The 13200-nt window shown below is 57.5% G+C and carries 12 protein-coding genes; 4 read left to right on the top strand and 8 right to left on the bottom strand.

Annotation, left to right across the window (positions count from 1 at the left end):
* The first annotated feature begins 13 nt into the window (after nt 1-13).
* Together ftsW and murG are read left to right on the top strand one after the other, a co-directional pair.
* On the top strand, nt 14-1108 hold the full coding sequence (gene ftsW, locus GSQ81_RS04680) for a putative lipid II flippase FtsW (protein ID WP_158909515.1): 1095 nt from the start codon (nt 14-16) through the stop codon (nt 1106-1108).
* Nucleotides 1095-2207 (top strand): undecaprenyldiphospho-muramoylpentapeptide beta-N-acetylglucosaminyltransferase, encoded by a 1113-nt coding sequence (gene murG, locus GSQ81_RS04675; protein WP_254059984.1) that lies wholly within the window; start codon nt 1095-1097, stop codon nt 2205-2207. The genes ftsW and murG overlap by 14 nt, the downstream gene beginning before the upstream one ends.
* A gap of 49 nt (nt 2208-2256) precedes the next feature.
* Here murG and GSQ81_RS04670 read toward each other — a convergent pair whose 3' ends face one another.
* The 5 genes from GSQ81_RS04670 to GSQ81_RS04650 form a co-directional block, all read right to left on the bottom strand.
* The gene (locus GSQ81_RS04670; protein ID WP_158909514.1) at nt 2257-3138 is read right to left on the bottom strand and encodes a YXWGXW repeat-containing protein; all 882 of its coding nucleotides are present in this window, start codon (nt 3136-3138) and stop codon (nt 2257-2259) included.
* Between the two features lie 119 nt (nt 3139-3257).
* Nucleotides 3258-3581 (bottom strand): hypothetical protein, encoded by a 324-nt coding sequence (locus tag GSQ81_RS04665; RefSeq protein ID WP_158909513.1) that lies wholly within the window; start codon nt 3579-3581, stop codon nt 3258-3260.
* A 27-nt stretch (nt 3582-3608) separates the two neighbouring features.
* Nucleotides 3609-4601, bottom strand: a complete 993-nt coding sequence (locus tag GSQ81_RS04660) for an NAD(P)H-dependent glycerol-3-phosphate dehydrogenase (RefSeq protein WP_158909512.1) — start codon at nt 4599-4601, stop codon at nt 3609-3611.
* Nucleotides 4598-5209, bottom strand: a complete 612-nt coding sequence (plsY, locus tag GSQ81_RS04655; RefSeq protein WP_158909511.1) for a glycerol-3-phosphate 1-O-acyltransferase PlsY — start codon at nt 5207-5209, stop codon at nt 4598-4600. The genes GSQ81_RS04660 and plsY overlap by 4 nt, the downstream gene beginning before the upstream one ends.
* 51 nt (nt 5210-5260) lie before the next feature.
* On the bottom strand, nt 5261-6517 hold the full coding sequence (locus tag GSQ81_RS04650) for a competence/damage-inducible protein A (RefSeq protein ID WP_158909510.1): 1257 nt from the start codon (nt 6515-6517) through the stop codon (nt 5261-5263).
* 187 nt (nt 6518-6704) lie between these two features.
* On the opposite strand from GSQ81_RS04650, the gene GSQ81_RS04645 reads away from it, so the two are divergent.
* Entirely contained in the window at nt 6705-7469 is a 765-nt protein-coding gene (locus GSQ81_RS04645) for an ABC transporter ATP-binding protein (protein WP_158909509.1), read from the top strand.
* The gene (locus tag GSQ81_RS04640; RefSeq protein ID WP_158909508.1) at nt 7462-9204 is read left to right on the top strand and encodes a hypothetical protein; all 1743 of its coding nucleotides are present in this window, start codon (nt 7462-7464) and stop codon (nt 9202-9204) included. The genes GSQ81_RS04645 and GSQ81_RS04640 overlap by 8 nt, the downstream gene beginning before the upstream one ends.
* A 6-nt stretch (nt 9205-9210) precedes the next feature.
* Here GSQ81_RS04640 and GSQ81_RS04635 read toward each other — a convergent pair whose 3' ends face one another.
* From GSQ81_RS04635 to GSQ81_RS04625, 3 genes are all read right to left on the bottom strand, one after another.
* A complete protein-coding gene (locus tag GSQ81_RS04635) occupies nt 9211-10824 on the bottom strand; it encodes a DHA2 family efflux MFS transporter permease subunit (protein ID WP_254059983.1) in 1614 nt (537 codons plus the stop codon).
* A gap of 86 nt (nt 10825-10910) precedes the next feature.
* The gene (locus tag GSQ81_RS04630) at nt 10911-11522 is read right to left on the bottom strand and encodes a TetR/AcrR family transcriptional regulator (protein ID WP_158909507.1); all 612 of its coding nucleotides are present in this window, start codon (nt 11520-11522) and stop codon (nt 10911-10913) included.
* Between the two features lie 129 nt (nt 11523-11651).
* Nucleotides 11652-12971 carry a Gfo/Idh/MocA family protein gene (locus GSQ81_RS04625; protein ID WP_158909506.1) on the bottom strand — a complete coding sequence of 440 codons (1320 nt, stop codon included), beginning with the start codon at nt 12969-12971 and terminating at the stop codon, nt 11652-11654.
* Nucleotides 12972-13200: the final 229 nt, after the last annotated feature.

Below are 13200 nucleotides of genomic sequence, written 5' to 3'. Positions count from 1 at the left end.
GGAAGCGGACGGAATGGCGAAGAGAGTAGGGGTGGACAAGTGGCTCTTCGGAGTGGTGCTGCTGCTGGTGCTGTTTGGGCTGGTGATGGTGTTTTCCGCGTCGGCGGTGATGGCGAAGTCGCAGTTCGGCTCGGCGTATTACTTTATGATTCGGCAGTCGATCTGGGCCGGATTTGGCATGGTCGCGCTGGTGCTGCTAATGCGGGTCGACTATCGCCACTATAACAACCCCAGGGTGGTCTTTCCGCTGGTCGCGGTGACGATGCTGCTGCTGATGGCGGTCTTTGCCAGTCGCGACTCGCACAATACCCATCGGTGGTTTCGTTTTGGCGGTGGACTCAGTTTTCAGCCCTCGGAGCTGGCGACTCCGGTGCTGATTTTATTTCTTGCCTACTTTTTGCAGACGCGAATGCACAAGATGGATGACTGGCGAGGGACGGTGCTGCGGGCTGCGCTGCCGCCGCTTCTGTTCATTGCGCTGATTCTTAAAGAGCCTGACCTGGGAACGGCGATGGTCTGCGCAGCGGTGACGATGCTGATGCTGTACCTTGCAGGATTGCAGTTGAAATATATCGGCATTGCGCTGGCGTGTGCGTCGCCGGTGCTTTACTACATGCTGTTTCGTGTGCCCTGGCGGCGTGCACGTATGCTGGCCTTTGTTCATCCCGAGGCCGATCCCAGGGGAACTGGGTTCCACATTCTGCAGTCTCTGATTGCCGTCGGTACGGGAGGCATTCGTGGGCTGGGATTGATGGAAGGCAGGCAGAAGTTGTTCTATCTGCCGGAGCCGCACACGGATTTCATCTTTGCGAATATCTGTGAAGAGCTGGGCATGATTGGCGCTGTGGCCGTGGTCGCGATGTTCGCGTTCCTTGGCTATCGCGGTCTGCGAGCGGCGTTTCTGTCCACCGATCCCTTTGCACGGTTTCTTGCCTTTGGGATTACTTCGGCGATTCTGATACAGGCGTTCTTCAATATCAGCGTCGTGGTGGCGCTGCTACCGACGAAGGGAATTACGCTACCCTTTATCTCGTTTGGAGGAACGTCGTTGTTTGTGACGATGGCCTGTATGGGCGTTCTGCTGAATGTAACTCGTGAGATTGACTGACGTGGGGCGAGCAGCGAACAGCCTGCGAGTTTTGATTGCCGGGGGAGGAACCGGCGGACATGTGATTCCGGCGCTGGCGATTGCGCGGGAGTTGCGAGATGCGGCGGGTGCTGAGGTCCGTTTTGTAGGGACGGCGCGGGGGCTGGAGACGCGGCTGGTGCCGGAGGCGGGATTTCCGCTGGAACTGATTCATGTGGGGCAGTTGAAAAATGTAAGTGTGGCGACGCGTCTGCGCACGTTGATGGACCTTCCGTTAGGCGTTGGCCGCTGCATCGGGCTGTTGCGGGAATTTAAGCCGGATGTTGTTGTGGGAGTGGGTGGCTATGCCTCAGGCCCGGCGATGATGGCGGCGATTTTGTTGCGGGTGCCAACGCTGGCGTTTGAGCCGAACGCCGTTCCGGGGCTGGCGAATCGTTTAGTGGGACGATGGGTGTCGGCGGCTGCGGTGAACTTTGCGGAGACGTGCCGTTACTTTCGCAGAGCGCAGGTGACCGGGACGCCGGTGCGGCCGGAGTTTTTTGCGATTGGCAAAAAGGTGCCGAGTGAAAGAAAGAGGCTGCTGGTATTCGGGGCCAGTCAAGGCGCTCGCGTCTTCAATGAACTGATGCCGAAGATTATGGATCGGCTTTTGAGCGCTTTTCCGACGCTCGATGTGGTGCATCAGACGGGCGGACGGCATGGCGATGCGACGCTTGCGATCTACCGCAGCGCTGGGGTTGGTTTTGAGCGGGTCACGGTGACGCCTTATCTCGATGACATGGCAGCGCAGTTTGCTGCCGCCGACCTGATTCTCTGTCGAAGCGGTGCGAGCACCATTGCGGAGCTGGCAGCGGCAGGACGGGCTTCTGTTCTGGTGCCGTTTCCGCAGGCTGCCGACGACCATCAGCGGAAGAATGCGGATGCGTTTGTCGCTGCCGGAGCAGCGGAGATGATGGTTGAGTCTTCGCTGAACGAGGAGCGTTTGCTGGAGGTGTTACTGGATCTTCTGGGGAATGATGCTCGCAGGCAGGAGATGGCGGAGAATGCACGGGCGTTGGCGCATCCTGAGGCGGTGAAGGTGATTGGAGAGATTGTCTTGCGGTTGGTGAAGCGCGGGTGAGAAAACGGGCTGAGGAATTGATCCTCAGCCCGCTTTATGTTGTTAGCTGTTACCGATGGCCACCGCCGCCACCGCCATGGGAGCCGCCGCCACCTCCACCGCCTCCGTGGAAGCTGCCACCGCCACCAGAGTTGCCACGGGGGGCACTGGAGACGCTGCGGCTTTGGCCACCGCTGCTGCGTTGACTTGGCTGCGCGTAGCTGCGCGAACCCTGAGACTGAGAGTAGCTCCGTGCACCGTTGAACGACTGGCGGCTATTTGCGTTATAGGCACTGCGATTGCCAGAGTTGAAGCTGCGCTGTCCGTTCGCGGCGAAACTGCGCTGGCCGTTGTTTGAAAAGCCGCGGTTGCCGAAGTTGCGGCCACCGATGTTCGAGCCACGGTTTCCGGCGAAGTTACGACCTCCACCATTTCTGGTAAAGCTGGCGCCGCCGGGACGGCCGTTGAAGCCATGAACCGGGCGATCATAGATGTTGCCGAAGTGACGGCCACCAAAGTTGTTGTAGCCGCGGTTGTACCAGAAGCGGCCGTGGCCCCAGTATCCGCCGTAGAAGCCGACGCCAAAGTATCCGAAGCCATAGTTGATGCCGCCATAGTAGCCGACATTCTGACCCCAATAACCAGCGTTCCAGAAGTAGCCGCCATCGTCGCCACCCCAGTATCCGGGGGTCCAGAGCGCGTTTTCATAAGGAGGCTCAACCCAGGCTCCATCGACCCATTCGTAGCCTTCGCCAGTCCAGGCCCAATAGCCGGGCGTCCAGATGTAACCATCGCCGGGGATGGGGGGTTGCGCATACACGGGAATGACTGGGGGAGCAATTGCGACAGAGACAAAGACCCCTGCGTGGGCCGGGCTGGGAGCGGCGAACAAGAACGCTCCTGCCAATGCGATGGTGCTGATCGAGTTTTTGACGAGACGAGAAATTTTCATGATTTACCTTCCTGCTTATTCTTCGTTTTGTCCGGTCGTGCCACATTGTGCCGGAGTGCGAGAACAGCAGGCTTCGAGTGTCAGCCTGGGCAGGTTACCCAAGTCCAACTCTCACTCTACTAAACACATGCTTTAGATTTTTGTTGCGTAAATATGAATGGTAATTCAGAAGTGGATTGAGATGCCAATACATGACCTTTCGGAGCTGGAAGTACGAGTTGTGAGGTCGGGTGGGGATCGTGCTTGCCGGGAACGATGTGTTTCCCTACTCCCTTGATGATGACAAAGGCCACGATGAGGCCGATTACAAGGAAGATGCCCGCATAGATCACTACATGCAGAAAATTACCGTCGTCTTCAGGGGGATGGCTGTCGGCGGTTGGATCGTTCGGTTTGCTCGTCTCGGAACTCATCTTGAATAAGATGCCGTTGGGGCAGACCATGGATATTCGCAACGGCAGGATTGGTGGCTATTCGTCGCGTCCGGGGCGGCCCATGAGGTCTCGAATGGCATCTTTTGGCGACTTATTGTGGTGGAGAATTGCGTCCATTTGTTCCGTAATCGGCATTTCGACCCCATAACGAGCGGCCAAACCGAGTGCGGCGGTAGTGCTCTGAATGCCTTCGGCCACTTTGCCGTTGAGGCCGGAGAGGATCTCAGGAAGGTGGCGGCCCTTTCCCAGTTCGATTCCCACAGAGCGATTGCGGGAGAGGTTTCCGGTGCAGGTGAGGATGAGATCGCCGACTCCGGAAAGCCCTGCAAGCGTTTGGCGGCGGCCACCGCAGGCGACCGAGAGGCGAGTAATCTCTGCGATGCCTCGGGTGACGAGCGCGGCGGCAGAGTTGTGTCCGAGATTGAGGCCGTGGACGACGCCAGAGGAAAGGGCGATGACATTTTTCAACGCGCCGCCCAGCTCGACGCCAGTGACATCGTCGTTGGTGTAGATGCGGAGCGTTGGCGAAGAAAATTCGCGCTGAACGATCTGCGCGAGCGCAGATGTGGTGGCGGCGGCGACGATAGCGGTCGGGTAGCCAAGGGCCACTTCCTGGGCGAACGATGGTCCACTGAGGACGGCGCAGGGATTGTTGGTGACCGAAGCGACGACCTGCGACATGCGGAGGAAGGTTGACTCTTCAAGGCCCTTCGACGCGATCAGGATGATCTGGTCGCGCGTCAGCAGGGGAGCGATGTGGCCAATGATGCCGCGAAGATGCTGGGAAGGAGTGACGCAGAGCAGGATGTCGGCTTCGAAGATCGCGCCGGGAAGATCGGAGGTGACCTGAATGTCGGCGGGAAGCGTGAAGCCGGGGAGATAAGGGAGATTTTCGCCTACATCATTAAGCTGCTCGGCGAGCGGAGCAGAGTGCGACCATAGAACAATCTGGTGGCCGCCACGGCGGGCAAGCGAAAGCGCGAGGGCCGTGCCCCAGGCGCCTGCACCGAGGATCACAATGCGGCTCATGCTGTCACCTTGGGAGAGCCAAAGCGGCTCTCTTTCCCAGAGAGGAGGCGGCGGATGTTCTGGTGGTGCTTGACGATGATGAGTAAGGGGATGAAAAAGAAGCCGGTCACAACGATAGGTGTTCTGGAGGTAATGAAATACAAGCCAAAGACTGGGAAGGCCGCCGCCGCAATGATCGAGGCCAGTGAGACGTAGCGTGTCAGCGCGAAGATGACGACAAAAATAGCGAGCGTGGCCAAGGCACTGGGCCAGGTAAGCGCGAGGAAAACTCCGAGAGCGCTGGCGACTCCTTTGCCTCCACGAAAGCGCAGCCAGACAGGAAAGACATGGCCGAGGATGGCAGCTACCGCAGCGGCCACGGCAAGATCGTAGTTGCCGGGCAGAATGTGCTGTGCGATCTTGACCGCAATGAAGGCTTTGCCGAGATCGAGCAGAAGGGTGGCAATGGCTAGGCCCTTCGCTCCGGAACGGGCAACGTTCGTGGCTCCGATATTGCCGCTGCCGGTGGCGCGGATGTCCTGTTTGCGGAAGATCTTCACCAGGACATAGCCAAAGGGGATGGAGCCGAGGAGATAGGCCAGCGAGATGGAGAGGATCCAGGGGGTCATTGTCTACTCGATGAGTTTATCAAGTGATTGTTATGAAATAGTTTGGCACATTTAGAGCAAGTGGCGGCGAATGAGTTCCAGGGCATGTTGAGTAGCCCAGTAGCGGACGCGGGTACGTTCGCCTGTCAGGTTAAGCTCCTTTACTGTAGTTTGCTGGTCATCGGATAGGCCAACATAGATGCGGCCCACTGGTTTTTCTGCGTCGGGACCGGACGCTCCGCCTGCCGGTCCGGCAAGCCCTGTGATGGAGACGCCGATGGACGCGCCTGTGCGTGCGCGGATGCCTTCTGCGAGCTCGCGGGCTACCTCTTCGCTGACCGTTCCTTTGCTGTCGATGGTCTCTTTGGACACACCGGCGAAGGTAGTTTTGAGCTCGGGCGTATAGGCGACTGCACCGCCGATATAGGCGCTCGAGCTATTCGGCACGGCGGTCAGGCGCTGCGCCAGAAGACCGCCGGTGCAGCTTTCTGCAGTGGCGAGCGTGAGATGCCTTATGCCGAGCATCAGCAGCACGACCTCTTCGAGGCTTTCGCCATGAGAAGAGAAGATAGCGTCGTCCATCTCGTGTTCAATCTTCTCGGTCAGCTCGTCTACGCGTGCCTGCGCCTCCGCGAGCGTTGGCTTGGCGGAGAGAAAGTGGAGCTGAATCTCGGCGTGCCCCGCGAGGATGGTGGTTTCGATGTCGGTGTATTGCTTGTAGATAGGCGCAGAGCGGGCGTCGACCTGCGACTCGGGAATCAGGGCCATGCGCAGCATTCGCCGTGCAAGATGGCGCGGAGGAAGTGCGGTGGCGAGACGCGGCTTCACGGCTTCGTCGAAGAGGGGCTTTAGCTCGCTGGGCGGGCCGGGGAGAAGGATGACGATCTTGCGATGCCCCTTGACAGTTGTGTCGAGATATTGGCCGGGAGCGCTGCCATTTTTGTTTTCAAGCAGCACGGCTCCATCGAGCACGTCGGCCTGCTTGGCGTTGTTCGGCGGCATGATCATCTGTCGCGCGGCGAACCGTTTGTACAGCGCTGTGAGGATGGCTGGGTCTGGGTGAAGTTCGATGCCGAGAGCGGAAGCGGCTGCCTCGCGGGTGAGGTCGTCTTCGGTGGGGCCAAGGCCGCCGGAAAAGACGATGATGTCAGCGCGGCCGATGGCTATCTTTGCGGCGTCGATGAGGTGCCGGAGGTTATCGCCGACGATGGTCTTGAAGGCGACTTCGACGCCGAGGTCGTTGAGGCCAGCGGTAAGGTACAGGGAGTTGGTGTCCTGTCGGTGGGGCGTGAGCATCTCGGAGCCGACGGCGATGATTTCAGCGATCATAATTTAGGTGAAATTAGGACTGGAAATAACCTTCTCTTTTGATGTTAGCGGTTTCCGGCTATGTTTGCGCCATCTTGATTTGAAGGCGTGAATTTAAATGCTCAGCCGCGAACAGAGAAGTAATTGCCCGCGATGATTGCTTGACAATCCTATAAGTAGTGAGCTACATAGGGTGCAGGTAAACTCTATGCTCGAAGTTCGAAACGTCTCCAAGCGTTACTCCAGCATTCCGGCCGTAGAGAATGTAAGTTTCTGCGCTCGGACTGGTGAGGTGACGGGCTATCTCGGCCCAAATGGCTCCGGCAAATCGACCACCATGAAGATGATTACCGGACTGATCGCGATGAACTCGGGGTCGATCCTGTTCGACGGCACGCCGATCCACAAGGACCTGATGGCTTACAAGCAGCGAATGGGGTATGTGCCGGAGGAGCCGTATCTGTATACACATCTCAGTGGAGCGGAATACCTGGTGATGGTTGCGCAGTTGCGAAATCTTGCGCACAAGCTGGCCACGGAGCGAATCGATGGGCTGTTGCGTTTGTTTGCGCTCTACGATGACCGGCACGTAGGAATCTCGGCGTACTCGAAAGGAATGCGGCAGAAGATATTGCTGGCGGCGGCATTGCTGCATAATCCTGATCTCATCCTGCTCGATGAACCTTTTTCCGGACTCGATGTTGGGTCTTCTTTAATTCTGCGGAGTTTGATTGAGGAGCTTGCTAGGCGAGGTAAAGTCGTTCTCTTCAGCTCGCATGAGCTGGAGACAGTGGAACGAATTTCTTCGCATATCGTGATTCTGCATCGCGGCAAAATTGTTGCCGACGACTCTATTGAGCGGCTGCGGACGCTCATGTCGCTGCCGACGCTCGAAGGCATCTTCTCGCAGCTCGCGGTTGAACAAGATACGGTGGCAATCTCGAAGCAGATCGCGGACCTTATTCATGCATAAACCTCCCAATATGGAGAAGCGCCAGTTTCGGATTCTTTATAAGGCGTTCCTGCTGCGTGTGGTCGATCTGGAGTTGTTGTCGGCCGATGCGGATACGACAAGAATGCTCGGTCAATTTGCAGCGTTGTTTGCCGGGATCAGCTATCTCTTCACCTTCTGGTTGATCTTTGCGGGCGGAGGATTTTCACCAGACTTCCTTTGGGTAATGGAGCACTTTCTGATTGCGACTACGATGCTGATGGTCGGATTGTTCTCGGTGCTGTGCTGGGAGTCCATCTTTCCTGACCGTAGCGATGTGCTGGTGTTGGCTCCGTTGCCTGTGCGTGTGAGTACGCTGTTCCGGGCAAAAGTATCAGCATTGATCGCGGCGCTGAGTCTCTCGATTCTTTCCTTGAATAGCATCTCGGGCCTTGTGTGGCCAAAGATGTTTTCTGCAACGAACGGCGGTGGCTACCTGGGCATGTTTCATTCGTTGGCAGCCTATTGGGCCACGATGGTGCTCGCCGCGGCATTTATGTTCGGCTGCGTTTTAGGAATACAGGGAGTCGCTTCGCAATTGCTGCCGCGCCGTCAGTTTCTGCGCTTGTCGGCGCTGTTACAGGTAGCGGCATTCTTCCTCTTCATCAGCGTCTACATCCTCGAGCCTTCGCTGGAGACACCAAAGGCCCTGGTTGCAGCGCAAAATCAGCGGGTGCTCGCATGGCTGCCGTCCTATTGGTTTCTGGGGCTGTTTCAGCAGTTCAACGGATCGATGCTGCCAGCGTTTGCGCCGCTCGCGAGACGCGCATGGGTTGGGCTGGCGGTTGCGATCTTCGGTGGTGCGCTCTCTGTCCTGATGGCGTATTTCCGGATGATGGGCAAGATCATTGAGACTCCCGATATCGTGCCAGGTGCTCCCCGAGTCAACTGGTCACCGCGATTCGGGAACCTGCTGCAAACCTCTGTCGTGTTGTTCAGCGTTCGGACGCTGCTACGCAGCAGGCAGCATCGGATGCTGCTCTCCTTTTATCTGGGCGCTACATTCGCCGTCGTGCTGGCGTATTTAAAAACATCTCTTAAGCTATTGAAGTTGCTTCATGGGGCTGCTGGAGACGCGGTCAATGTTTCGTTTCTCGTGGCCAGTATCTGGGGAATGTGTTTTGCGGTGATGGCAGTTCGGCTTGTTATTTCCATGCCGCTGACGCTGCGGGCTAACTGGATCTTTCGCATGACCGAGATTCGCATTGTAGCCGCCTATCTTTCGGCGATCCGGCGGGCATTATTCGCGCTTGCTGCGGTGCCAGTCTGGTTGTTCCTTGCTGTTCTCTTTCTTCTTCGGTGGCCGACGTGGGCGATCGCTGGGCACCTTGTGCTGCTCGCACTCGTAGGAATTATCGTCGTCGAGTTTAGCCTGTACGGTTTTCACAAACTTCCGTTCACCTGTTCTTATCTGCCCGGCCAATCGAAGGTGCATGTTGTTTTCTGGGGCTGCCTTCTTGTGTGGGTTCCACTTGTCGCCGCACGATTTGAGATGCGAATGTTGCATCGACCCATCGCTTTCATCGGCATCCTTACTGTGCTTGCGTTGATCGCAGCCTGTGCTCGGTGGCGCACGATTGCCTCGGCGCAGTCAGCCGGAGAACTGATATTTGAAGAGGAGTACCCGCCGGAACTGTTTACGTTGAACCTGTTGCAAAATGTTGGTGTGCCTCTTACGCATTCCTCAGCTACGGAGTCTTCTTCGCAGCCCTTGTGACGAGCATCAGTGGCCGCCAGATGGTTTGCCGCCGACATGGAAGTGGCGGATGAGGAAGGTGAGCGGCACCATCGCCAGAGTCGCCCAGCCGATGATCCGGAAGCAGTCCATAAAGCCGAGCAGACGGGTTTGCTGTTCAAGTTGAGAGTAGTAGTAGAGGTACGCTGCTTTCACGGAGTCGGCCTGCGAATAACCATGTTGCGCGAGATAGGCCGCTGTCTTGTGAACGTACTCCTGCAGGGTAGGTGAGCTGGGAGTAAGGTTTGCTCCCACCACGGATTGATGGAAGTTTTGCCTGCGCTCGCTGACGGTAGTGATGAAGGCGATGCCAAAACTGCCTCCCCAGTTGCGAAAGAGGTTGGTGAGACTTGATGCACGATTATTTTGATTGGGCTTGAGTTGGGAGTATGCGATGACGCTGACCGGAACGAAGAAGAAGGCGTAGCCAAGACCCTGAAAGGCTCGTGCCAACGCGTAGTGGCTGTAGTCCGTCTGTAGGGTGAAGCCGCTGTAGTAGAGCATTGAGGCGGAGACGATCACGAGACTGATCGCGACCAGGACGCGCGGATGGATGATGCCGCGTTGTATCAATTGAGCGCCGACCGGAGCGAGCAGCGTGATGACAAAAGCTCCCGGCCCGAGGACCAAGCCTGCATCGATGGCGCGGTATCCGTAGAGCGATTGCAGTACCTGCGGAATCATGGTTGTGCTGGCGAAGAGTCCGAAGCCGAAGATGAAATAAAGGGCCGCGGCGATAAAAAAATTTCGGTTGGCGAGCAGGTGCAGATCGATGATGGGGTCGTCGTGCTGCAGCTCCCAATAGATCGCGATCGACCAGCAGATCAGCGCGATGGCGAAGGTCCATGCGATGAAGCTGCTGCCGAACCAGTCGTCGATCTGGCCGCGGTCGAGCACGATTTCGAGCGCAGCGGAGCCTATGCCGATCAGGATGATGCCGAGCGTATCGACGCGAAGCTTGCCGCTGCGGCGAACTGACTTGCGCTCCTCGGCGAACGATGGCGGGTCGTGTACGAAGCGGTTGGTGAGGAAGAGGGACAGCGCTCCGATGGGGATATTGATGAAGAAGACCCAGCGCCAGTTGAAGTTGTCGGTGATCCAGCCGCCGAGGACCGGCCCGATGGCCGGTGCGGTGACGATGGCAACGGTGTAGAGCGCAAAGGCCGAGGCGCGCTGCGCTGGTGGGAACGTATCGACGAGGATGGCTTGTTCGACGGGTGCCAGTCCGCCTCCGCCAATGCCCTGAAGCACGCGGCTGACGAGCATGACGCCGAGCGTAGGAGCGATGCCGCAGAAGAGCGACGTCACGGTGAAGAGCGCGACGCAGGCCATGTAGTAGTTCTTGCGCCCGAAGACGCGGCTGAACCACGCGCTCATGGGAAGGATGACGGCGTTCGCGACGAGATAGGTGGTGAGGATCCACGTCACTTCATCGAAGCTGCGGCCCAGGCCGCCGGCGATGTAGGGAAGTGAGACGTTTGCGATGGAGGTGTCGAGCAGCTCCATGAAGGTCGCCAGCGTGACCGTGAGAGCGATCACCCAGGGATTGATGGCGCGCCGGGTGGCGATCTGAGGTGGGGCGGGGAGTGTAAGGGTTGCCAAGATTGCCTCTCACGCAAAATCAAATAAAAGAAACCGATTGGTCTCTATTAGAGGCAGAGGAGAGGGTTAGGATTCGCGAATATTAACTAGCGATTTTTAGAAGGGGCTTTGGAGGTCTTGCGGACTTGCGATTCGATATAAGAATCGAGGTGTTCGAGAGCAGCGCGCAGGCCTTGATCGTTGCGTTCAATCCGGCTGATCAACATGCCACCTTCGAGTCCGCCGATGAGGAGGTTGGAGACTTGATTGGCATCCACATCTGCCCGAATGGAGCCGTCTTTAATGCCCTCTTTGATAATGTCTTGCAGCAGGGATTGCCAGCCGCGCAGGGCTTTCCGGACCTTTTCTCTTAAGACAGGATTGCCGTTGTCGGAATCGACCGCCGTGTTAAGAAGAGGGCAGCCGCCGGGAAAGCTGGAGCGGGAGACGAAGTTTGCGATGTGCTGTTTCAATCGATCGACGGGATTGGGAATGGAGTCGAGATTTTGCCTGCGTCTGCTGGAGGTCATCGCCCAGGCGAAGTCGAATGCCTCTGCCGCGAGTTCTTCCTTGCTTTCGAAGTGGCGGTAGATGCCGCCTTTTTCAAGACCGGTGGCGTCCATGATGTTCTGCATGGAACAGCCTTCGTAGCCGCGCTGGTTGAAGAGTGGAGCGGCCTCAGCGACGATGCGCAACCGAGTTTCTTCGCCTTTGCTCATTCAGAATCCTTGGAGCCGAACTCCATTGGCAATCTGCCATACGGTTTAGAACCGAACGGTCTCTAAATTTTAGCACAAGGAGAAATAAAGCAGCGCGGTCGCTGGGTGCGACCGCGCCGTTCGTGCAGGTTAGAGGTGGGGAGCCCAGCCCTTTTCGTACTCGCGGCCCCATAGCTTCATTGCTTCGGCGTCGTTGAGGATATGGCCGTTTTGCGGGTTGAGGTGCAGCTCACGCTTCATCTCCCAGGCGATGTTAGAGAGTTGCAGCATGGTGACGGAGATGTTGCCGGAGTCGATGGGCTGATTGAGCTTTTCTCCAGTGCGGATGGCAGCAATGAAGTTGGCGAAGTGGAGGTCCGTCATGTTGTCGGCCCCGGTGAGATCGGAGGAGGCGGCTGCGTTGCCTTCCTTGACCTCGTTGATCTTCTTGCCGTCGAGGTCAAAGACCTCATAGCCTGCGGGATCGAGGATGACACTGCCAGTGGTGCCGACGATGACCGCGCCGCGGTCACGATTGTAGAGCTTCATGCCGTTGCAGCTCTGGTCCTGCCACGAGATGAGCTTATCGTCGTATTCGAAGCTGGTGTCGAGCGTGTCGTAGAACTGCCAGTCGTCCTTGAACTGGTAGCGTCCACCCGATGCGGTGATGCGGTTGGGAAGATCGACCCCGAGCGCCCAGCGGCATACATCAATCTCGTGAGTTCCGTTGTTGAGCGCCTCGCCTGTGCCCCAGATCTTGAACCAGTGCCAATTGTAGGGCTGCACGTTGTCCTTATAGGGCTGGCGCGGAGCGGGGCCTTGCCAGAGATCCCAATCGAGAACGGCGGGAACGGGCGCGGGCTTGCCTACGCCGATGGACTTGCGGGTATTGCTGTACCAGGCCTTGCCGTAGTAAGCACGACCGACGAGGCCGTCGTGAATCTTCTGGACGACATCGATGTAGATGGGGGAAGAACGCCGCTGTGTGCCCATCTGGACCTGTTTGCGATATTTGCGCTGGGCTTCGACGAGCAGAGCTCCCTCGGCAGGGTTGTGGCTGCAGGGCTTCTCGACGTAAACATGCTTGCCGGCCTGGAGTCCGAGGATGGCCATGGGAGTGTGCCAGTGGTCGGGCGTGGCAATCGTGATGGCGTCCACATCTTTGGAGGCGAGGGTCTTGCGGAAGTCTTTGTCGGCGACGGGTGTTTCGCCGAATTTCTTTTGGACGGCTCCCGCGAACTTCTGGAGAGTGTTGCTGTCGACGTCGCAGACGTGGGTGATTTTTGCATGCTTCTCGTTTGCCTTGAGCGAGGCAAGATGGGCATAGGCACGGCTGTGGAGGCCGATTACTGCAAAATTGACACGGTCATTAGCACCAAGAATCTGGGCATAGCTTTTGGCGGTAGAGCTGACAGCAAGGCCCGCCGCTCCTACTGCAAGACTGTCGAGAAATTCACGTCGAGAGATCACATCTCCTCCTTAGGAGTTATTACTGGTTAGCAGACGATGTCTGGTACAGACGCCCTTTGGTCGCGGGATAACTTTACACGAGCAAAGGGGGTTGGTTCAAAGTGAAAACAAATTGAGGGTGCAAGGGGATTTCCTGAAGGACTTGCCAGGTCGTATCGACCTATTCGAAGAGGATAGCTCGGGCCTTCAGCCCTTGAGTTGCCTGTCTTTCCTCTCCATGGTGCTGCAC

Origin of the sequence: Granulicella sp. L56, from assembly GCF_009765835.1 — a bacterium.
Lineage (GTDB): Bacteria > Acidobacteriota > Terriglobia > Terriglobales > Acidobacteriaceae > Edaphobacter.
The sequence above is the reverse complement of the archived record's forward strand: the minus strand, read 5'-3'. Positions and strand labels throughout refer to the sequence as shown.